28 protein-coding genes are annotated in these 20,245 nt (G+C 70.1%); 27 read left to right on the plus strand and 1 reads right to left on the minus strand.

The genetic code is table 11. The features are described from left to right. On the minus strand, positions 1-314 hold a 314-nt coding region (locus AB0C69_RS10905; RefSeq protein ID WP_360352490.1), incomplete at its 3' end, for a hypothetical protein. A gap of 181 nt (positions 315-495) precedes the next feature. On the opposite strand from AB0C69_RS10905, the gene AB0C69_RS10910 reads away from it, so the two are divergent. The 27 genes from AB0C69_RS10910 to AB0C69_RS11040 all read left to right on the plus strand — a co-directional run bounded on the left by AB0C69_RS10910 (position 496) and on the right by AB0C69_RS11040 (position 20,175). After that, entirely contained in the window at positions 496-750 is a 255-nt protein-coding gene (locus AB0C69_RS10910; RefSeq protein ID WP_360352492.1) for a hypothetical protein, read from the plus strand. Between the two features lie 432 nt (positions 751-1,182). Continuing rightward, the gene (locus AB0C69_RS10915; RefSeq protein ID WP_360352494.1) at positions 1,183-2,103 is read left to right on the plus strand and encodes a bifunctional DNA primase/polymerase; all 921 of its coding nucleotides are present in this window, start codon (positions 1,183-1,185) and stop codon (positions 2,101-2,103) included. Continuing rightward, on the plus strand, positions 2,100-3,200 hold the full coding sequence (locus AB0C69_RS10920; RefSeq protein ID WP_360352497.1) for an AAA family ATPase: 1,101 nt from the start codon (positions 2,100-2,102) through the stop codon (positions 3,198-3,200). The genes AB0C69_RS10915 and AB0C69_RS10920 overlap by 4 nt, the downstream gene beginning before the upstream one ends. 161 nt (positions 3,201-3,361) lie before the next feature. Next, a complete protein-coding gene (locus AB0C69_RS10925; RefSeq protein WP_360352499.1) occupies positions 3,362-3,829 on the plus strand; it encodes a single-stranded DNA-binding protein in 468 nt (155 codons plus the stop codon). Positions 3,830-3,839: 10 nt separating this feature from the next. Next, complete coding sequence (locus AB0C69_RS10930; protein WP_360352501.1) at positions 3,840-4,232, plus strand: hypothetical protein; 393 nt, start codon at positions 3,840-3,842, stop codon at positions 4,230-4,232. 35 nt (positions 4,233-4,267) lie between these two features. Beyond that, positions 4,268-4,711 carry a hypothetical protein gene (locus AB0C69_RS10935; protein WP_360352503.1) on the plus strand — a complete coding sequence of 148 codons (444 nt, stop codon included), beginning with the start codon at positions 4,268-4,270 and terminating at the stop codon, positions 4,709-4,711. Between the two features lie 3 nt (positions 4,712-4,714). Beyond that, positions 4,715-5,044 (plus strand): hypothetical protein, encoded by a 330-nt coding sequence (locus tag AB0C69_RS10940; RefSeq protein WP_360352505.1) that lies wholly within the window; start codon positions 4,715-4,717, stop codon positions 5,042-5,044. 2 nt (positions 5,045-5,046) lie between these two features. Then, positions 5,047-5,415, plus strand: coding sequence for a hypothetical protein (locus AB0C69_RS10945; RefSeq protein ID WP_360352507.1), 369 nt, complete (start codon positions 5,047-5,049; stop codon positions 5,413-5,415). A gap of 145 nt (positions 5,416-5,560) precedes the next feature. After that, on the plus strand, positions 5,561-5,986 hold the full coding sequence (locus AB0C69_RS10950; RefSeq protein ID WP_360352509.1) for a hypothetical protein: 426 nt from the start codon (positions 5,561-5,563) through the stop codon (positions 5,984-5,986). 79 nt (positions 5,987-6,065) lie between these two features. Then, a complete protein-coding gene (locus AB0C69_RS10955; protein ID WP_360352511.1) occupies positions 6,066-6,902 on the plus strand; it encodes a hypothetical protein in 837 nt (278 codons plus the stop codon). 134 nt (positions 6,903-7,036) lie between these two features. Further along, a complete protein-coding gene (locus tag AB0C69_RS10960) occupies positions 7,037-7,483 on the plus strand; it encodes a hypothetical protein (RefSeq protein WP_360352513.1) in 447 nt (148 codons plus the stop codon). An 18-nt stretch (positions 7,484-7,501) separates the two neighbouring features. Beyond that, complete coding sequence (locus AB0C69_RS10965; RefSeq protein ID WP_360352515.1) at positions 7,502-9,223, plus strand: hypothetical protein; 1,722 nt, start codon at positions 7,502-7,504, stop codon at positions 9,221-9,223. 151 nt (positions 9,224-9,374) lie between these two features. After that, positions 9,375-9,734, plus strand: coding sequence for a hypothetical protein (locus tag AB0C69_RS10970; RefSeq protein WP_360352517.1), 360 nt, complete (start codon positions 9,375-9,377; stop codon positions 9,732-9,734). A 15-nt stretch (positions 9,735-9,749) separates the two neighbouring features. Continuing rightward, positions 9,750-10,115: a hypothetical protein gene (locus tag AB0C69_RS10975; RefSeq protein ID WP_360352519.1), complete on the plus strand. Its 366-nt coding sequence runs from the start codon at positions 9,750-9,752 to the stop codon at positions 10,113-10,115. A gap of 237 nt (positions 10,116-10,352) precedes the next feature. Next, complete coding sequence (locus AB0C69_RS10980; RefSeq protein WP_360352521.1) at positions 10,353-10,823, plus strand: hypothetical protein; 471 nt, start codon at positions 10,353-10,355, stop codon at positions 10,821-10,823. Next, entirely contained in the window at positions 10,804-12,435 is a 1,632-nt protein-coding gene (locus AB0C69_RS10985) for a hypothetical protein (protein ID WP_360352523.1), read from the plus strand. The genes AB0C69_RS10980 and AB0C69_RS10985 overlap by 20 nt, the downstream gene beginning before the upstream one ends. Before the next feature lie 12 nt (positions 12,436-12,447). Then, on the plus strand, positions 12,448-13,932 hold the full coding sequence (locus tag AB0C69_RS10990; RefSeq protein WP_360352525.1) for a phage portal protein: 1,485 nt from the start codon (positions 12,448-12,450) through the stop codon (positions 13,930-13,932). A 3-nt stretch (positions 13,933-13,935) separates the two neighbouring features. Beyond that, positions 13,936-14,868 (plus strand): hypothetical protein, encoded by a 933-nt coding sequence (locus AB0C69_RS10995; RefSeq protein WP_360352527.1) that lies wholly within the window; start codon positions 13,936-13,938, stop codon positions 14,866-14,868. A gap of 49 nt (positions 14,869-14,917) precedes the next feature. Beyond that, positions 14,918-15,541, plus strand: a complete 624-nt coding sequence (locus AB0C69_RS11000) for a hypothetical protein (protein ID WP_360352529.1) — start codon at positions 14,918-14,920, stop codon at positions 15,539-15,541. A 54-nt stretch (positions 15,542-15,595) separates the two neighbouring features. Then, the gene (locus tag AB0C69_RS11005; protein ID WP_360352531.1) at positions 15,596-16,828 is read left to right on the plus strand and encodes a DUF5309 family protein; all 1,233 of its coding nucleotides are present in this window, start codon (positions 15,596-15,598) and stop codon (positions 16,826-16,828) included. Positions 16,829-16,830: 2 nt separating this feature from the next. Then, positions 16,831-17,154, plus strand: coding sequence for a hypothetical protein (locus AB0C69_RS11010; RefSeq protein WP_360352533.1), 324 nt, complete (start codon positions 16,831-16,833; stop codon positions 17,152-17,154). Between the two features lies 1 nt (position 17,155). Further along, a complete protein-coding gene (locus AB0C69_RS11015) occupies positions 17,156-17,758 on the plus strand; it encodes a hypothetical protein (RefSeq protein WP_360352535.1) in 603 nt (200 codons plus the stop codon). Positions 17,759-17,766: 8 nt separating this feature from the next. Next, on the plus strand, positions 17,767-18,069 hold the full coding sequence (locus AB0C69_RS11020; protein WP_360352537.1) for a hypothetical protein: 303 nt from the start codon (positions 17,767-17,769) through the stop codon (positions 18,067-18,069). Between the two features lie 13 nt (positions 18,070-18,082). Continuing rightward, positions 18,083-18,433 carry a hypothetical protein gene (locus tag AB0C69_RS11025; protein WP_360352539.1) on the plus strand — a complete coding sequence of 117 codons (351 nt, stop codon included), beginning with the start codon at positions 18,083-18,085 and terminating at the stop codon, positions 18,431-18,433. Further along, entirely contained in the window at positions 18,433-18,891 is a 459-nt protein-coding gene (locus AB0C69_RS11030; RefSeq protein ID WP_360352541.1) for a minor capsid protein, read from the plus strand. Before AB0C69_RS11025 ends, AB0C69_RS11030 begins: the two co-directional genes overlap by 1 nt. Positions 18,892-18,905: 14 nt before the next feature. Next, the gene (locus AB0C69_RS11035) at positions 18,906-19,628 is read left to right on the plus strand and encodes an IPT/TIG domain-containing protein (protein ID WP_360352543.1); all 723 of its coding nucleotides are present in this window, start codon (positions 18,906-18,908) and stop codon (positions 19,626-19,628) included. A 1-nt stretch (position 19,629) separates the two neighbouring features. Beyond that, positions 19,630-20,175, plus strand: coding sequence for a hypothetical protein (locus AB0C69_RS11040; protein ID WP_360352545.1), 546 nt, complete (start codon positions 19,630-19,632; stop codon positions 20,173-20,175). Positions 20,176-20,245: the final 70 nt, after the last annotated feature.

The raw sequence follows: 20,245 nt of genomic DNA on the forward strand, positions 1-20,245 counted from the left end.
GCAGCGCGTGCCGGGTCACGACGGACCTCTCCGGCAGGCCCTTGGCGCGGGCGGTGCGGATGTAGTCGGGGCCGCTTGCCGTCCCACGCGCGCTCGGCCGCGCTGACCGCCGCCTTGCCCCAGGGCTTCTGAGTCCATCCCCGCAAGAGCTTGCCTAGGTCCTCCTGCGTGAGGCCGGCGGCTTTGCGGAAGTACGCCATGTTGTAGGCCACCAGCTGGTTCAGCGTGATGGCTGCCGCTGGCAACTCGCCGTACGCCTTGCCGGGCAGGCGGTCCCATGAGCGGTCGTCGTTGCTGGTTTCGGGAGTGGTCACACCTGCGACTGTATCGGCGGGGGTCAGCCTCAGTCCAGACCTGACGATTCGGGTCGGAACATGATTTGACTTTTCCGGTCGCAAGGTGGAGTCTGAACCCAGCTCGGCTACATCGACGGTGTCAGCTTTGATTCCGACTAGATGCTGTCGTCACATCGGACCCCCGAAAGGACTGGTGAGGATGCCCAAGGTCATCCCCGCCCTCACGCTTGAGGAGCTCCTCGAACTCCCCGTGTCCGTCGACCTCGTGACCGCTGGCAAAGCGTTCGGCATGGGCCGGACCAAGTCCAGCGAACTTGCCCGCAAGGGCGAGTTCCCCTGCCGCGTGCTCCGACTCGGCAACTCCTACCGCGTCCCCCGGATCGAGATCTTCCGCGCGCTCGGCATGCACGACACCCCCGAGCACACCCTCGGCCTCGCCGCGGAGTCCGCCTGAGCCCTACGGCTCAGGCCCCCGAAACCACAACATCACCGCTACGCCGCCTCGGGGCTGACCCCTCACCCGAGCGACGGCAGCGGCCGAACGACTCACCCAGATTCTCGACGAGGGGGTCACCCCGTGAACGCAATCCGCCGGTCCCCGGCCTCCGGGGGCACCAATGGCAACTGACCGCACGAACGGGAACGGCCCGGGTGCAGGACGCACACCGGACCGGACTCGCATCAACCACCACCAGGGTACCGACGGCACCCCCGATGCCCTGGATAGCCGCGACCGCGAGGACCTGCTTCCTTGGGCGGTGCAGCTCGTCACCTTCGAGGTAGCCGCCGCCGTCGAGTTGCGCGGCCGGATCACCACTGCGGTTCACCTTCTCCAGGAGGGTGCCGACCGGCGACGTATCCAAGACGTCCTCGAAGGTCGGCAGCCATGGTGACCCGCAAGCGGGCCGCGCTCGCCCACACCGAACGCAACTGGGCCGTGTTCCCCTGCGGCACCCCCCGCGATGGCCATGCCCACCCGGTCGGCTCGGACTCCGACTGCGAGAGCTGCAAGGCCGAGAAGCGCCCGCGCTCTGGCTGGAAGTGGAAGCAGCGGAACAGCGCAAACCCAGCCGTCATCTCGGAGCACTGGCCCACCGACGAACCGAACATCGGTGTCGCGTGCGCCGCATCCCGCCTGGTCGTCATCGACCTGGACACCCCGGCGCACGGCGGGACCATCCCCGAGGAATGGCGCGCGCTCGGCGGCATCAACGAAGGCGCTGACGTTCTCGCCTACCTGCTGGAACAGCAAGGCGAAGCCTGGCCGGACACCTTCACCGTGAAGACCGCGAGCGGCGGCTTCCACCTTTACTTCACCGCGATCGAAGGCCGCCACGTCCCGAACAGCACGAGCAAGGTCGGGCCGATGATTGACGTTCGTGGGGACCGCAACAGCGACGGAAGCCCTGGCGGCGGCTACGTGCTCGGTGTCGGGTCTGTCGTTGGCGGTGCCGAGTACACCGTCGTCAACCCGGCCCCAGCTCTGCCGCTACCAGAGTGGCTAGCCGACCTCGCCGCCCCGCCAGCGCCCCCGACACCGATCCGGACGCCCCTGCCGCAGGCGACTGGGGAAGCACGTCCTCATTCCAGATTCGTCGGGCTCGTCGACACGGTCCTCAATGCCCCCAAGGGACAGCGGAACAACGTCCTCCACTGGGCCGCATGCAGGGCAGCCGAGATGGTCCGCGAGGGCGGCGTCGACCGCAACGCCGCCTTCAGGGCCCTCGCCCAGGCGGCAGAGCAGATCGGGCTCGGAGACCGCGAAGTCCAAAACACCATCAGCTCTGCATTCGGGAGGGCCGCTTGAGCGAGCAGGCGGAACGGATCGTCACCTCAGCGGGCATCCCGGCTGACCCCCACACCAGGCTCACCGTCCTGGAAACTCACACTTCTCACACTTCTCACACGGTTGAGGAAATGGCGGCGATCCTCCGAGAGGAGGACGACGAGCTCCTGGCTGACGTCCGCGACGGCACCTGGCTGAACAAGACCGAGTTCGCGCCCATCCAATGGGCGGTCCCCGGCCTGGTCCCAGAGGGGCTCACCATCCTGGTCGGCCCTCCCAAGGCCGGGAAAAGCTGGCTCTTGGCGAACCTCCTCCTAAGCGTTGCAGCAGGAGGCAAGTCGATCGGCGTCCTCCAAATCCCCGAACCTAAGAAGGTGCTGTACCTCGCCCTCGAAGATGGCGACCGCCGCATGCAGTCTCGTTGCCGCACCCTCCTTGGTGCCAGCGAGGACATCCCGGAGAACTTCCATTACAAGACCAGCGTCCCCCCGGGCAAGGTCGTCAGGGTCATCGAGGCGTGGATGAGGAGGCACCCCGACACGTCCATGGTCGTGCTCGACACCCTCGGCAAGGTGATGCCGCAGGCAATGCAAGGCGAGTCGAGCTACCAACGCGACTACCGCGTCGGCGGCGACCTCAAGAAGGTGGCCGACGACAACCCCGGTCTCGCGCTCATCGTGATCCACCACGACCGCAAAGCGGCATCGGAAGACTTCGTTGACTCTGTCAGCGGCACGAACGGACTCGCCGGATCCGCCGACACCATCATGGTCCTCGCCCGGAAGCGCAAGGCAACGAACGCAGTCCTCCACGTCACCGGCCGTGACGTGCCAGAGGAGGAGTACGCCCTCGACTTGCACGACGGCGTCAACTGGGTCTTGGACGGAACGGACCTGATGGACGCTGCTGCTGCGGCAGCCAGGCGCCAGGAGAGCGAAACGATCTCCGACAAGTCGGCGCAGATCATCGACTACATCCGCAGTCAGCCCAGCGGACAAGCCGGCGCGAAGGAACTCGCGGACAAGTTCGGCAGCGGCGTGTACGAGTACCTGCGCCGCCACAGTGACGCCGGGCGAATCCTCAAGGTCGGGCGTGGCGTCTACGCGGTCCCGTCATGAACGCCAGCCGCACTAAGAAAGCCCGCCGCTCCGGTGGAGAGTGCGGTATCTGCACGGTCGTGATCATTACGGGCCAATCCATCACCCAGCGGCCCCGCCTCGGCTGGGTCCACACCACCTGCTCCATCGCCATCCGCACCCAGCACCACGAAGGAGAACCCATGGCAGGCGACACAACGATCACCCTGATCGGGAACCTCGTCGAGGACCCGAACCTGCGCTTCACCCCGAGCGGCCAGGCCGTCGCGAACTTCCGCGTCGCGTCCACCCCCCGCTACTACGACCGCGACACCCAGGAATGGAAGGACGGCGACGCCCTCTTCCTGACCTGCAACGTGTGGCGCCAGATGGCCGAGTCCTGTTCCGAGAGCCTCACCAAGGGCATGCGTGTCATCGTCCAGGGCCGCCTCAAGCAGCGCTCGTACGAGACCAAGGCCGGCGAGAAGCGCACGGTGTTCGAGGTCGAGGTCGACGAGATCGGCCCGTCCCTCCGTAACGCCACCGCGAAGGTGACCAAGGCCCAGCGCACCCAGCAGGGCCAGCAGCAGCGCAGCGGCTTCGGTGCCCCGCAGAACCAGCCGCCCGCCGACCAGTGGTCCACCCCGGCCGACGACAACCCGCCCTTCTGAGGAGCCCGACATGCCCGACGACACCTACCTCACGACCGTGCGGAGCTACGACCACACCGCGCTGTCCCGCCTCCCCGCCTACCGGGCGCTGAGGGCGGCACTGAACGACCTCGCCACCCAGAGCGAGCAGACCGATCTGACCCTCGCGGACTGGCTCGCCGCAGCCCAGGACATGGCGATCACCACCCCCTACGGCGACATGTGCAAGGAGTGCCGCGACCGGTGCGTCCGGACCAACAAGGACCGGGGTCGCGGCGGCCTGTGCCCCTGCGACGCCTACGCCACCTACTGGCCCCACGCCGCCGTCCGGCAGGGGGACCGGATCCGCGGGACCTACACCTGCGCTCAGGGCCACACCTGGACCTGCGGCTGGGCCGTCGACCTCCCGGCGTGGCTGGCATGACCGAGAACCGCAACCAGGAACAGGAAGGCGACCCCATGAGCGAGACACGCACCGCCCTCCACTACGCCAGCGGGCAGTGGACGAACGGCCCCGACGTGGTCATGGAGGCATGGCACAACACCGACTCCGCGCCCTCGGAGACCGTGCTGCGTCAGCGCCTCGAGTACGAGGAGCTCTTCGAGGTCGGCGACCGATACAACGGCGGCTTCGCCGCCTGGGCCCGGGAGGACTCACCCAGGTACGTCCTCGCCGTCGGCGATGACCACCTCACCGAGTACATCTACCCGGCCACCCTGCCCGACCTGTACGACCTGGCCGCCCGCTGGTCCCCGCTCGTGCGCGACCAGGCCCTCCTGCGCTTCCTCAAGGACATCCAGGCGAGCGAGCGCCACATGGAGCCGTACGAGGCGGACGTCCTCACCAACATCGGCCGGCGGATCGCTCAGGGCACCCAGGAGACCTACGAGCGAAGGGGCTGAGCCATGGCGCTGCCCGACACCGAGGCCTACGACCGGGCCCGAGACGCCTACCTAGCGACCCACCCGGCGCCTAAGCCGTCCTGGTTCCACTGCCCCCGATGCAAGGCCGAGCCCGGAACCCCGTGCGCTGGCCGCGTAAAGGCCGGAGGGGCTCACGCGCCCCGCCAGGACCTGAGCAACAAGGCGTTCAACCTGCGGAGCGTCGACGCCGCCAACCACGCAGACAACGTCCTGAACGAGGCCGAGGGCATCCGCCGGCGGCTCCGCACCGACCGCCACACCCAGTACATGCGGCGCGTGAACGCACGCCCGCCGATCACCGAGGAGAACTGACCATGCCCGTGAACGCCTACGACCTGTCCTGCCAAGGACTCACAGCGATCGACCCGTCCCTCAGCCCGATCACTTTCCACGGGGACGTCGTGGTCGGCTATGAGGCGGAGATGGACCGCCGCGGCGAGGGACACGTCAACACCTGCGACCTCATCGGCCACCGCTTCGAGGGCAGACTGACCGGCCCCTGCAGCGGATGCCTCCGGAGCGACGCCCCCACCATCAACTACGGCCTCGACGCCTGGCTGTGCGGGAACTGCCAGGCCAACCCCGGCCGGGCTGCCGACCTCATCGCGAGCCGAGCGGGTGACGCCGAGCACGACCAGGGCATCGCCGATCTACTCCGCCGCTACGCCCACCGCGCCATCTGACCCGCTGAGGCCCGCCCAGCCCCTAACTGGGCGGGCCTTGATTGGAGGATCCCATGATCTACCGCCTGTTCCTGAAGGCCGTCGACCGCCTCTACCAGCACGGCGAGCGGAAGCGCGCCAACACCCCCAACCCCGCAGGCCAGCCATGACCGAAACGATCACCGTCCCGCGCCAGATCTTCCTAGAGATGCTCAGGACCGCCTGCGCTGTCGAGCGGCCACAGAAACACGACGTCATCTCCGCGCTGATCGACATCGCCCAGGCCACCGACCACCAGTCGAACCGGGCCGCGCGCTGGACCGTGCCCGCAGCCCCCACCTGGGTCGCCGCCTACTCCGCCGACGCGCACACCGTGTACGGCCACGACATCGGAGACGACCACCCCGCCGTCATCGCGCAGAACGCCATCCGGGACGCCCTGCGAAGGGACGCCCCCGGAACCTGCCGGGCGATGCAGAAGCAGTGGGGCGTCAGTGAGCTCGTCACCTGCGGCCACTGCCGCGGTCCCTGGTCCTTGACGCACAGCTGCGCAGGGCAGCCCGAACCCGTCCTGACGAACGACCACGAATAGCCCAGCCCGGGCAGGGGGCCGCCCGGCACGTACGACTCGCCCCGGGCCCCGACCGGCCCGGGGCAGAGGGGGGAAACCGATGACCGACCAGCAGCTCTGCCACTGCGGAGCACCCGCCCGCGACGCCGTGCTGTGCGTGTCCTGCGCCTACAAACTCGACGACGCCATCCAGCAGATCAGCCGCTACCAGGGCCTCGGCTACGACCTCGACGTGGCCATGTCTCGACAGGCCCGCATCAACCGTCGGCCGGGCCGCCCCAAGGCCGAAGACCGCGACGAGCGATTCGCCCCCGGCACCCTGCAGCCGCAGCCCCTGCCCTACGACCCCCACGTCAGCGTCGCCGCCGCTGAGGTCCGGCGTCTCCTGCGGATCCTCGCCGTGGACGTCATCGCCCACGAGACCCGCGCCGACCTCCCCACCGACCAGTCGGTGACCGGCCTGGCCGCGTGGATCAGGCCCCGCGTCGGATGGCTCCGCCACCACCACCGCGCCCCCGAGTACCTCGACATCGCCCTGGAGGCCGCCCGGGTCGCTCGCCGAGCTGTGGACCGGCCCGCGGAGCTGCTGTTCGCCGGCCCCTGCGACGAGTGCGGCGAGGACATGTACGCCCACCCCGCAGCCGCCTACGTCGAGTGCACCCACTGCGATCTCGTGTACGAGGTCACCGACCGGCGTGCGTGGCTGCTGCGGTCCGCAGAGGACACCCTCGCCACCACCACCGAGATCGCCCGCGCCATCAGCGCCTACGGACAGCCCCTGACCCCCGAAGCGATCCGCGGGTACGTGCACCGCGGCATGCTCATCCCGCACGGCACACGCAACGTGGGCCGCAAGACGGTGCCGCTGTACCGGCTCGGGGACGTCCTGGACCTCCTCGCCGCCCGCGCAGCCAAGGAAGGCAAGGCGACCGCTTGACCGACCTGGAACACACATTCGACTCAGAGTGACAAACCGCCCCACGAACGCTACTGTGTGTTCAAATCGAACATTCGTCGCAAGGCCCGGTGAGCCCAGCTCCCGGGCCTTTTGCATGCCCGGAGGTGCCCGCCGTGGCGAACATCGTGTTCAACGTGGCCCTCGGCCGGGTCGCCTACTACGCCAGCCTCCCGGCGACCAACGACGCGCTCATCGCGGTCCCGATCGAGACGTCCGGGATCGTCGGTGACGCGACCATGCGCGACTACGACGACCTCGCCACGCTCCTGGCCGGCGCGAGCAATGAGCAGTTGAGCATGGGCCGCAAGACGTTGTCCGGCGTCACCGTCACCGTGGACGACACCAACGACCGCGTAGCGATCGACGCCGCGGACATCACGTGGACGGCCGCGACCGGCAACCCGATCAGCGCCCTGGTGATCTGCTACGACCCGGACACCACCACGGGCACCGACAGCGACCTGATCCCGCTGTCCAAGCACGACTTCGCGATCACCCCCGACGGCTCGGACGTCACCGCGACGATCGCGGATCTCATCCGGGCGACCTCGGCCGCGTAACCCGGCCGGGAGGGCGTCGTGGTCTCCTTCGTCGGCGCCGACTCCGGCGGCGGCAACGTCGCGAACATCAACACCGCCGCCAACCCCGTCACATGGCCCGCCGGCGTCCAGTCCGGCGACACCGCGATCGTTCTGTGGATCATGCAGAACACGGCCACCCCGACGATCCCCGCAGGATGGACGGTCCCGACCGGCGGCGCGTTCGACGGCTCGTCCGGGTCGGCCCGGTACCGGTTCATGTGGCGCACCTGCAACGGGTCGGAGTCGGGGAACCTCAGCCTGACCAACACCGGCGCGCTCGCCAACCGGCAGTCGGCCGTCCTGATCGTCTACCGGGGCCTGAACGCCACCAACCCGATCGACGGCACCCCGCAGGCCCGCGACGAGACCGTGTCGGGCACCACGCACGCCTCCCCATCGGTCACGACCGGCGTCGCCAACGCGGTCGTCTGGATCGGCATCGGCGAGCGCTCGACGACCGGCACGAGCGCCTGGACGCCGCCGGCATCGCCGTTTAACAACGAGCGGGCCGACTCCGACGGCGCCGCGACCGGCAGCGGCGGCACGATCGTCGCCGCCGGTGATGACGGCCTGGCAGTGACCCGAGCGTCCGGGACGGTCGTCACGCCCGGCTCGTGGACGTCCGGCAACGCATTCGCGTCCGCCAACGTCGTCACGTGGACCGTCAGCCTGAAACCGGGCGCCCAGTCCGCCGCGGTTGGAACGGCAGGCGAAACCGACGCTGCGCAGCCGTCTGGGAAGGGGAAGGCCCGGACGGCTGCGCAGGCCAGCTCCACCGAGTCCGCACAGCCCGCAGGGCGCCGCAAGACCCGCGCAGGCGTCACCGCCCAGGCCACCGAGACCGCGCAGCCCCTCACCCGCCGTAAGGCGCGCAGCACGAGCCCCGCGGGCACCACCGAGACCGCGCAGGCTCTCGGACGAGCAAGACGCCGCACGGTCGGCCCCGGGGCGACAGTCGACACCGCGCAGCCGGTGGGACGCCGCAAGGCCCTCGCCGTGCCAACCGCCACCGAGACGACCACCGCGCGCCCTGTGGGTGACCTACGTGCCGTTCAGAACGCCGGGGAAGCCGACGAGGCCCGGACGCTCGCCCGGGGCAAGCGGACGGCGCTCACAGCAGCACAGGACACCGCTGAGGCCCGCGCGGTCACCCGCCGCAAGACGCAGGCGCTCGGCACCGCCGGCACTGCCCACACAGCACAGCCCTTCGCGCTGGCGAAGGCCGCCGCCATCGGCCCTGCGACCGACACCAACACCGCCGAGCACATCACCCAGCCCGGCGCCACCACAGAGCCGGTCTTCCCGGCCGCCGAACCCTGCCAGGCCCTGGCGGTCGGGAAGACCAAACACCTCGCCCTGCAGCCCGCCGTTGAGCGAGCCACGGCACAGACCCTCGGCCGGGTGCGCCTGCTCCCGATCGGACCCCCCACCGAGACGGCCATCCCCGGTGTGCTCGGCCGAGGCAAGACACTTTCTGTCGGCACCGCCGTCGAGACCGTCCTCGCCGTCCCGGTGGCCGGTGGAGGGGCTCCTGGGACGCTCCCGGACCTCACGGGCACCCTGAGCCCCACGGGACGCCTCAGCGGCGCACTGGAGGCCGTTGAGGCGTACGCGGGAGCCCTTACGCCCGATGAGCCCTACGCGGGCGCCCTAGACGTCACGGGCGGCCGGACGGGGACGCTCACGGCCACTGGGACGCTGACCGGATCGATCACCTGAGGAGGTGGCCCGTGGACGATGATCAGATCAGGGCCTACCTTGACGCACACCCGGAAGTCCTCCGCGAATTCGTCCGCCGAGAGTCCAGGCGCGACCCAGGATGGCTCCGCGCCTTCATTCAGGCCGAGGAGCGGCGGGGCCATCGGCCTCCATGGCAGCTGTGGGTCTGATGCCCACGCGCCGAGCCCTCACCGTCTCCCAGGGCAACGATGAGACCCTCACCGGCACCGTCCTGGACGACCAGGGCGAACCGCTCGACCTGACCGGCGTCACGCTGGAGATGCTCCTGAAGCCGTCCGAGGCCACCGCCGACGACGACGCCTCCGTGACCGTGCTGTCCACCACGGGCGGCGACATCACCGTCAGCGCGCCCCTCGCGGGCGCCTATAGCGTCGCCATCCCCGACACGGCCCTCACCGAGGCCGGCGTCCGCTGGTACCGCGTCGACGCCGTCCAGGGCGCCTCCCGCAAGACGATCGTCTACGGACCGCTGAAGGTCCGGGACCTGTAGACCCCGGGGGTGCCCATGGGCAGGGGTAGGGGGCTCCGGGTGTGCTCGACCCCCGGCTGCCCTGAACTGACCGAGGGCGGGCGCTGCCCCACGTGCAAGGCCGAGGCCGAGCAGCGCAGGGGCAACAGCGCACAGCGTGGCTACGGCCACAAGCACCGCACCCGGTTCCGCGCCGGCGTGCTCGCCAAGAACCCGACGTGCGTGATCTGCCGCACCGCACCCGCCACCGTCGCCGACCACTATCCGCTGGACCGCCGCCAGCTCGAAGCCAAGAGCCTGGACCCGGACGACCCGATCTACGGACGCGGCCTCTGCGCACCATGCGACTCCGCGCAGACCACGACCCGCCAGCCCGGCGGCTGGAACACGCCGAGCACCTGACCACACCTCGTGACGATCACACTCCGCACAGCCCCTCTGACCTGCACAGATGTCATGCACTGTGAGTAACCGTCATCTGGTTACAGAGGGTGGGGGACGACCCCTTGATCGACTAGGGGGCGCGACCGTGCGGGAGGGCTCCGCCGGGTGCGCCAGGTCAGAGCCTCTCAAGATCACCAAGGGTGTCACGCAACGTGACCCCGCTGAGGTCACGCAACGTGGCCGAGGAGGATCACCATGCCGAAGGGCGGACACGCCAGGTCAGGACCGCCGCCGGACCCGAACGCGCTGCGCCGTGAGCGGGACAAGGGCGAGTGGTCGCTGCTGCCCGCGACGGGCCGGCCGGGCGATGCGCCGGTGTGGCCGCTGTCGGGGCACAGCGAACGCGAGGCGGATCTGTGGGCTGACCTGTGGAGGAAGCCTCAGAGCTTGATGTGGGAGCGGTACGGGCAGGAGATCGAGGTCGCGCTGTACGTGCGCAACCTGGCGCAGGTGGAGAAGCCGGGGAGCCCGATCAACCTGGGCACGCTGGTGCGGCAGATGGCCGACTCGCTGGGGCTGACGACGCCGGGCCTACGCGCGAACCGGTGGAAGATCGAGCCGGTGGTTCCCGCTGAGGCGGTCCCGGCGCCGAGCAAGGAGAGCCCGAAGCGGTCCTCGTCGCGGAGCCGGCTGAAGGTCGTCCGCGATGACGCAGCAGAGGAATGACTGGGTCGTCCGCTGGCCCACCCTCGGCTTCCTGGGCGCTGACTGGATAGCCCAGCACTGCATCGTCCCGGACGGGTTCCGCAAGGGCGACCCGTTCGAGATGTACGACTGGCAGCTGTGGTGCACGGTCAACCACTACCGGGTGAAGCCGACCGCGCAGGTGGGGCAGCTCGCGACGGCGTTCCACTACCGCCGGTCCCAGGTCGTCGCGCCGCAGAAGACCGGCAAGGGCCCGTGGTCGGCGACGATCGTGTGCCTGGAGGCGCGCGGCCCCGCGGTGTTCGACGGGTGGGCCGAGGGCGGCGAGGCGTACGTGTGCGCCGAGCACGGCTGCGACTGCGGGTGGATTTTCGAGTACGAGCCGGGCGACCCGATGGGCATCCCCTGGCCGACCCCGCTGATCCAGCTCCTGGCCACCTCTGAGGACCAGGTCGCGAACGTGTACCGGCCGCTGCAGGCGATGGTGAAGGGCGGCCCGCTGGCCGAGCAGATGAAGGTCGGGGAGAACTTCATCCGGATCGGTGACGAGGGCCGCATCGACGTGGTGACCTCGTCGGCGATGTCCCGGCTCGGCAACCCGATCACGGCTGCGCTGCAGGACGAGACTGGGCTGTACACCAAGACGAACAAGCTCGTCGGCGTCGCGCAGACTCAGCGCCGCGGCCTGGCGGGCATGGGCGGCCGGGCGCTCGGCACCACGAACGCATGGGACCCGTCGGAGAGCAGCGACGCGCAGCGGACCGCGGAGTCCCAGCGGCGGGACATCTTCAAGTTCCATGAGCTGCCGCCGGCGGGCCTGTCGTACAAGAACAAGGCGGAGCGGCGGAAGATCCACCGGCACGTGTACGCGGGCAGCGCGCACGTCGACCTGGACGGCATCGAGGCTGAGGCCGCCGAGCTCCTGGAGACCGACCCGGCGCAGGCCGAGCGGTTCTACGGCAACCGCATCGTGTCGGGCCATTCGGCGTGGATGGATGTGTCCGCCTGGGCGGCGCGCGAGAAACCGCGCGAGGTGGGCGCGGGCACCACGGTTGTCCTGGGCTTTGACGGCAGCGACGTGGACGACTGGACGGCTTTGAGGGTGGAGACCCTCGACGGCTACCAGTTCACGCCGACCTACGGACCGGACGCGCTGCCGACGATCTGGAACCCGGCCGACTTCGGCGGGCAGGTGCCGCGCCTGGAAGTCGACGCCGCGTTCGACGAGGTCATGGCCCGCTACGACGTGGTCCGCGCGTACGTGGACCCGCCGGAGTGGACCACGGAGTGCGACGCGTGGGTGGAGCGGTACGGCGAGAAGCGCGTCATCCGCTGGTACACGCGGCGGCCTCTGCAGATGCACGCGGCGGCCGAGCGGCTGCTGGTCGACGTCAGCAAGGCCGACTCGACGTTCAACCATGACGGGTGCGAGATCACGGCCGAGCACATGGGCAACGCCCGCAAGGCCGCCCGCTTGCAGGGCCGCTACGTGCTGGTGAAGGCCAGCGACGCTCAGAAGATCGACGCCGCGGTCACCTCGATCCTGGCGCATGAGGCCGCAGGTGACGCCCTCGCCGCAGGCCTGGCCCGACCCAAGAAGAAGTCCTACGTGTACACGTCGTCGATGTGGTGACCGGGAGGTGTCGTGGCGCTCAACCTGGCGCAGGCGCGCGAGCTCGCCGACCGGCTGACCGAGGAGCTGAACCGGCGGACGCCGGAGGCGGAGCGGCTCGGCTGCTACTACTCCGGTGACCATCCGCTGAAGTTCGCCTCGGATGAGTTCGCGAAGTTCTTCGCCAAGCGGTACCAGGGCTTCAGCGACAACTGGACCCAGGTCGTTGCCGACTCTCCGGTGGAGCGCCTCACCGTCACAGGGTTCAAGCCGTACGGCGCTGAGAAGGCCGACAAGGACCTGTGGCGGGTCTGGATGACCAACGGCCTGGACGCCGACTCGCAACTGGCGTTCCTGGACGCTGGGGTGTCGTCGCGGTCGTTCGCGCTGGTGTGGAACCCCGACAACAGCGACACCCCGACGGTGACGTTCGAGGACGCCACGCAGGCGATCGTGGCTTACCGGGCCGGGTCGCGGCGGGAACGGGTCGCGGCGCTGAAGCGGTGGCAGGACGGCGACGACGAGTACTGCACGCTGTACCTGCCCGACCAGGTGTTCAAGTTCAAGCGGGCCACCTACCAGGCCAGCCAGAAAGCGCGGAAGTCGCTGCCGCTGGCGTCAGTGGACAAGTTCGTCCACGAGTGGGTGCTGCGCGACATCGAGGAGACCGGGGACCAGAAGAACCCGCAGCCCAACCCGATGGGCGTCGTGCCGATGGTGGAGCTGCAAAACCGGCCCCGGCTGGCCGACGACCCGATCAGCGACATCGCCGGGGTCGTATCCATGCAGGACGCGATCAACCTGCTGTGGGCGCTGACGTTCAACGGCGCCGACTTCGCCTCGCTGGCGCAACGGGTGGTGCTGGGCGCGGAGATGCCGACCACGCCGATCCTGAACGACAAGGGCGAGGTGATCGGGGAACGCCCGGTGCCGCTGGACAAGTTCGCCCTGGACCGGGTGCTGTGGGTGCCCGACAAGGACGCCTCCATCGCCAACTGGCCGGAGGCGGACCTGAAGCCGTTCATGGACGTCATCGAGGTCGCGGTCGGGCACGTCGCCGCACAGACCCGCACGCCGGCGCACTACCTGATCGGCAAGATGGCGAACCTGTCCGGCGACGCGTTGATCGCGGCCGAGGCCGGGCTGGTGAAGCGGTGCGAGGAGAAACAGCTCTGGTACGGGCAGGCGCTGCGTGAGGTGTTCCGCCTCATCGCGCTCGCCAAGGAGGACGAGGCGACGGCGCAAGCGGCGGCGGCAGGCACGGTGATGTGGGCCGATCCAGAGTCCCGCAACGTTGCGCAGCTCACCGACTCGCTGCTGAAGCTGAAGACCATCGGGTTCCCGTTCGAGTTCCTCGCCGCCCGGTACAACCTCACCCCGACCGAGATCGCCGACCTGATGGCGATGCGCGAGCGAGAAGCCGGACTGGACCCGATCGGGCAACTGATGAACGGCCGCCCCGAACTGGACGGCCCGCCCGAGGAGCCCGCTCCCGAGCCTGACGCGGCCGAGGCGTAGCCGGTGGCGGGCGTCGATGAGCTGGCCCGGACCCATCAGCGACGGCAGCAGACGCTCGTGCAGCGGTCCGTGGGTGCGATGCTGCGGGGCCTGAGCCTGCTGTCGCGCGACAGGCCGGGGCCGTCGTGGACGGGCGGCGTGGACGAACAGGTGCTCGCAGCGGTCATCGCCGCTCAGCGGGAGTCGGCGCGCGACGGCGCCGCCTACGTCCGGCAGGTGCTGCGCGCCGCCGGGGTCCGGTCTCGGCTTGCAGGACGGGTCGCGTCGGGCGCGCTGGCCGGGACCGCCTCTGACGGGCGGGCGCTGGACTCGCTGCTGGGCTACCCGATCGCCGTGGCGGTGCGGAACATCGAGAACGGCATGGACCCCGACGTCGCCTTCGAGCGGCTGATCCGCCGCATGGCGATGATCGTAGCCACGCAGGTCAGCGACGCTGGCCGGGTCGCCGCGGGAGTGGCGATGGCCGCGGACCGGGTGGTGCTCGGCTACGAGCGGATCGTGAGCCCGGGCGCGTGCTCGCGGTGCATCATCCTGGCCGGGACCGTCTACACCTGGAGCGACGGGTTCGAGCGGCACCCGAACTGCACGTGCGTGCACCGGCCGATCTGCACGGTCGAGGACCTGCGGACCCGCCACACCGACCCGAAAGCGATCTTCGACTCCCTGTCGCGCGAGGAACAGGACCGCACCTTCGGCAAGGCCGGAGCACAGGCGGTCCGGGACGGCGCGAACATCGCGCAGGTCGTCAACGCGCGCCGCGGCATGGCGACCGCCGGCGGACGCCGAGTCACCACCGAGGGCACCACCCGCCGGGGCACGGCCCGCCGCCGCGGGTCCCCGTCCCCGCGCCTGATGCCCGAGGAGATCTACCGCATCGCCGACGGCGACCGCGACGAGGCGATCCGCCTTCTGAAGCGCTACGGCTTCATCACCTGACCTCCCGCGCCGCAAGGGCACGGGGTGAACACCCGCAACGGGGAGAACCATGTCCGACGAGCAGACCAACGAGCAGACCGAATCCGCCGCCGAGCAGCCCGAGGCCACCGAGGTCGAGGAGACTGACGAGCGGCCCGAGGGCGAGGCGAAGTCCGAGGGGGACAAGCCGCTCGGTCCGGCCGGCGAGAAGGCGCTGCAGGCCGAGAAGGAGCGGCGCCGCAAGGCCGCGCAGGAACTGCGTGAGGCCAAGGCCGAGATCCAGCGTCTCCGCAACGGGGGCGACGAGGCCGCGCAGAAGGCCGCCGAGGTGGAGAAGGCCGCGCTCGCCAAGGCCAACACCCGCATCGTCCGCGCGGAAGTCAAGGCCGCCGCGGCGGGCAGGCTCGCCAACCCGGCGCTGGCGATGAAGCTGCTCGACCTCGACAAGTTCGAGGTCGACGACAACGGCGACGTCGACCAGGGCGAGATCGCCGACGCGATCAGCGAGCTCCTGCGCGAGGAGCCGTATCTGGCGGCCGAGGCCCCGAAGCGGTTCCAGGGCGGCGCCGACCAGGGCGCCCGCAAGAAGGCCAAGCCCGCCTCCCTCGACGAGCGCATCGCCGAGGCCGAGAGCAAGGGCGATTGGGCGGAGGCCCGTCGCCTCAAGAGCAGCAAGCTCACCCAGTCCGCATAACGATCACGGCAGGCCGCACGGCCCTGCCTGTCACCCGAGACGAAGGAGATTCCCATGGCGGGCATCACCGGGCAGGGCACCACGTTCAACCTGCCGAACTACGTCGGCGAGCTGTTCGCCGCGTCCCCCACCGACACCCCGTTCCTGTCGAGCATCGGCGGGCTGACGGGCGGCGAGCAGGCCGAGTCGACCTACTTCCAGTGGCAGGGGTACGACCTGCGCGACGCCGACGAGGGCCGTCAGCGCGTCGAGGGCGCCAACGCCCCGACCGCCGAGGCGCGGGTGCGGTTCAACGTCGGCAACGTCGTGGAGATCCACCAGGAGTCCCTGGAGGTCACCTACACCAAGCTCGCCGCGACGGGCCAGTACAACTCCACCGGCTCCAACCACCCCGGCTCCGTCGGGATCTCCGGCAACAACCCGGTGACCAACGAGCTGGACTGGCAGACGCAGCGGCACCTGGAGCAGATCGCCCGCGACATCGAGCGGTCCTTCATCGTCGGCACGTTCAACAACCCCTCCACGAACGCCACCGCGCGCCGCACCCGCGGCATCCTGGAGGCCACCACCACCAACGTCGCGGCCGGCGGCGGCGCGGCGGTCGGCACGGCGGTCATCGAGGCCGACGACGAGTCGTTCACGATCTCGGCGCATGGCATGTCCAACGGGCAGGCCGTCACCCTGTCGTCGCTGACGGGCGGCGCGGTCGGCACGGTCAGGGAGAACCAGACCTACTACGTCCGCGACTCGGCGACCAACACCTTCAAGCTCGCCACCAAGCCGAACGGCACGGCGATCGCGTTCTCCACCGACGGCGGCGCCGTGGTGACCAAGAACGTCGCGCTGACCGAGGGCATGGTCCTGGACCTGCTGCAGACGGTCTGGGAGAACGGCGGCATCCAGATGTCCGACACCGCCACCGTCATGGTGAACGGCTCGCTGAAGCGGGCCCTGACGAACATCTTCATCACCGGCAAGGGCTTCCAGGAGACCTCCCGCGACGTCGGCGGTGTCCACCTCATGACGATCGAGACCGACTTCGGGCGGCTCAACGTCATGCTCAACCGGTGGATGCCCTCCAGCGTCCTGCAGGTCGTCTCCCTGGAGGAGTGCGCCCCGGTGTTCCTGCCCATCCCGGGCAAGGGGTTCCTGTTCACCGAGCCGCTCGGCAAGGCCGGCGCCGCCGAGAAGTACCAGATCTACGGCGAGGTCGGCCTGAAGTACGGCAACGAGAAGGCGCACGGCAAGCTCACCGGCGTCACCTCCGACGACAACCCGCTGGTCTGACGATGGCACGGTTCACGATCCCGGCGGAGCGGTTCCCGCACGCGCTGGTCCCGATCCGCACCCGCGCCGGCTTGGTGGAGTTCAGCGGCCACGTCTTCGAGACCGACGACGAGGACCTCGCGGCGGCGCTCCGCGAGGTCCCGGCCGTGTTCGGCATCACCGAGGACGACCCGCCCGAGCCCAGTAGGGACGGCGAGGCGGAGCGCCCGTCGACCCGCGCGCCCAAGGCCGAATGGGTCGCCTACGCAGAGAAGGCCCACGACACCCCCGCCAGCGAGGCCGAGGCGATGACCAAGGCCGAACTGATCGAGAAGTTCGGGGGCTGACATGGCGCTGCCGCCGCTGGCGACCACCGACGACCTCGACGCCCGCACCATCACCTGGGACGACCAGAGGCTCGCCGAGACCTACCTCGCGGTGGCGTCGGCGGCGGTGCGGGACGCGGCCGGTGTGCCGATCAGCCAGACCACCTCGACCGTGCCCCTGTTCGGGGACGGCGGGCAGTGGCTCCGGCTGCCCGGCCCGCCGGTCGTATCGGTGGCCTCGGTGGTGCTGGACGGTGACGCTCTCATCCCGGGCGAAGACTGGGCGCTGGTCGACGGGTTCCTGTTCCGGATGTGCGGCTGGACGGTGGACGGCCCGCAGCCCAAGGCCTTCGAGGTCACCTATACGCACGGGCTGCCCGACGTGCCCGCGGACGTGGTGGACCTGGTGTGCCGCATGGCCGGTGCGGCGATCAAGCTGGCCGAGCAGGACGAGGGCGGGGCTGGGCTGGTCGTGGACCGGATCGTGTCGGAGCGGCTCGGCGACTACGCCGTGACCTACGACAAGGCGGCCGGCGCCACCGAGATGGAGCTGTCGGACCGGACCCGTGACCGGCTTCGCGCACGGTTCGGCGGCGGCTCGGCGGCGATGGTCGGCACCCGATGATCGGCCGGATGTTCCAGCAGGAATGCCAGGTCGAGCCGTTCGCCGGCGAGGGCGCCAAGGGCGCGGTGTACGGGCCGCCGGTCACGGTGCGGTGCCGGGTGCAGGAGGCCGAGACCTACGCGCACGGCCGCGACGGATCGGCGGACCGGGCCGAGGTCGGCGCGACCACCACCGTGTACATGCCGTTCACGACCGACTGCCCGCCGCGGTCCCGGATCACCCTGCCGACCGGTGAGGTCGGCCGGGCGGTCGAGGTGCACCGGCACGCCGTGCCAGTGCGGCTGCGGCATCTGAAGGTCGCCGTCCAGTGAGAGCGAGGCAGCCATGACGCGACGATTCGAGCTGGACTGGGACGGCGAGCGCGTCGCCGCACAGGTGCGCCGAGCCGCCGGCGCGGGTACTCGCGCGGCGGCCGAACTGCTGCTGGAGGAGTCCAACCGGCGGGTGCCACTGGAGACCGGCGACCTGCTCGCCTCCGGTCAGGTCACCACCGACGCCGAGGGGAAGGCGGCGGTGTCCTACTCCGACGCCGAGGCGGTCCGCCAGCACGAGGACGCCTACTACCGCCACGACCCCGGGCGCTCCCGCAAGTACCTGGAGATCCCGATGCTGACGCAGCGTCCCTCCATGCTGCGGGTCATGGCGCGGACCGCCCGCAACTTCCTGCGCCGCTGATGTCGTCCTGGACCGAGAACCTGCTGACCGGCCTGGCCGCCTACCTGGACGCGCGAGGAGTCGGGCAGTGGCAGGCCACCGGCGCCTACATCGCGCCCTCTCCGCCGCCGATCACGCTGCGGACCCTGCCCGAGGCGTTCGACCGGGCGTACGCGCTGGGCTCCTACGTCGAGGTCGAGGAGGAGGACGCCGACCTCAGCGACGTGACGGTGGGCGTGCAGATCCGCTCGCGCGGCACCACCGACCCCGACACCGTCGAACAGCTCGCCGACGCGGCGTGGGACCTGCTGCACGGTGCGCGGATGCTCACCCTCGGCGCCGGCTCCGAGGCGGTGCACACCTCGCTGATCTACCGGCGGTCCACGGCCCTGCTGGGCGTCGACCGCCAGGGCCGCTACGAGCGCTCTTGTAACTACTTCGTCCTCGCGTCCCGGCCGAACTCGCACCGGCCCGACTGAACAGGAGACAACGCATGGCCATCGCGATCACCGGGATCACCCCGGCCACCGCGCCGACGACGGGCGGCACCAACCACTACATCACCGGCACCGACCTGAACACGGTCACCGGCGTGACGATCGGCGGCACGGCCGTCATCGCGTTCGAGGCGCTGTCGGCGACGCTGATGCGGGTCACGGCCCCGGCGGGGTCGGCGGGCGCGCAGAACGTCGTCCTGGCCCCGGGGTCGGTGACGCTGTCCGGCGGGCTGACCTACTCGGCGCCGACGGGTGACGAGCAGCTCGTCTCGACGCTGGCGCGAAAGTGGAAGCTCGACGTGAACACCGGCACCGTCGGGTCCCCGGTGTGGACGCCGGTCCGCGCGATCGGCGAGCTGAAGACGCAGGTCGAGTCGAACATGGAAGACGACTCCGACTACGACTCCGACGGGTGGGCCAGCGAGTCCAAGACCCAGATGAAGTGGAGCCTTGAGACCAAGGTGCTCCGCAAGATCGGCGTCACGTCCGAGAACTACGACCCCGGCCAGGAGGCGCTGCGCCTGGCGGCCGACAAGTTCGGCAGTGCGGGCACCCCGCAGGTCCGCTGGTACGACCGCGACGGCGGCCCCGAGGCCTACAGCGGGTTCGCGTCGGTGAGCTGGGAGCCCGAGGGCGGCGAGGCCAAGGACCTGGACACCGTCACGATCAAGCTGTCCGGCCAGGGCAAGCGCACCGTCATCACGAACCCGGCGGTCTGACGTGGCGTTCAAGGACCTGCGGGAGTTCGCTGAGGGCCCGCACATCGACCTGCCGATCGGCGGGATCACCTACCGCATCAACGGCGTCGACGCCCAGACCGGCCTGCTCGTCCAGCGGCTCATGGACGCCGGCGTGCAGGCCGCGCAGGCGGGCGACGAGTTCGACCTGGACGACGAGCTCCTCGACGACGCCCAGGAGCTCAACAGCTACGAGGCCATCCTCGGCGACGCCTACCAGCAGATGCTGGACGACGGTGTCGACTGGGAGGAACTCAAGCGCGCCGCGGTCACCACGATGGTGTGGATCTACGCCGACGAGGACACGGCCGAGAAGTTCTGGGAGTCCGGTGCGGTGGGGGAAGCGCTGGCCCCGGTGACGGGGCGTCCGCCGTCGGGAGCGAACCGGGCCACCCGCCGGGCCTCGTCGGCTGCGGGGAGAAAGACCCCGTCACGGGCCTCTACGAGTGGTACGAGGGGCTCACGCTCGACGACCCGGAAGAAGGCTCCCGGATCTCGTGGCGGGACCTCTTCGAGCAGTGGGCCCTGATCGAGGCCGATCTGCACAGCGAGTACGGCATCGACGTCGAGGAGCCCGGCCTGCTGCGCTCGCGCACGTA

Source organism: Actinomadura sp. NPDC048032 (genome assembly GCF_040653175.1).
GTDB classification, from domain to species: domain Bacteria; phylum Actinomycetota; class Actinomycetes; order Streptosporangiales; family Streptosporangiaceae; genus Spirillospora; species Spirillospora verrucosospora.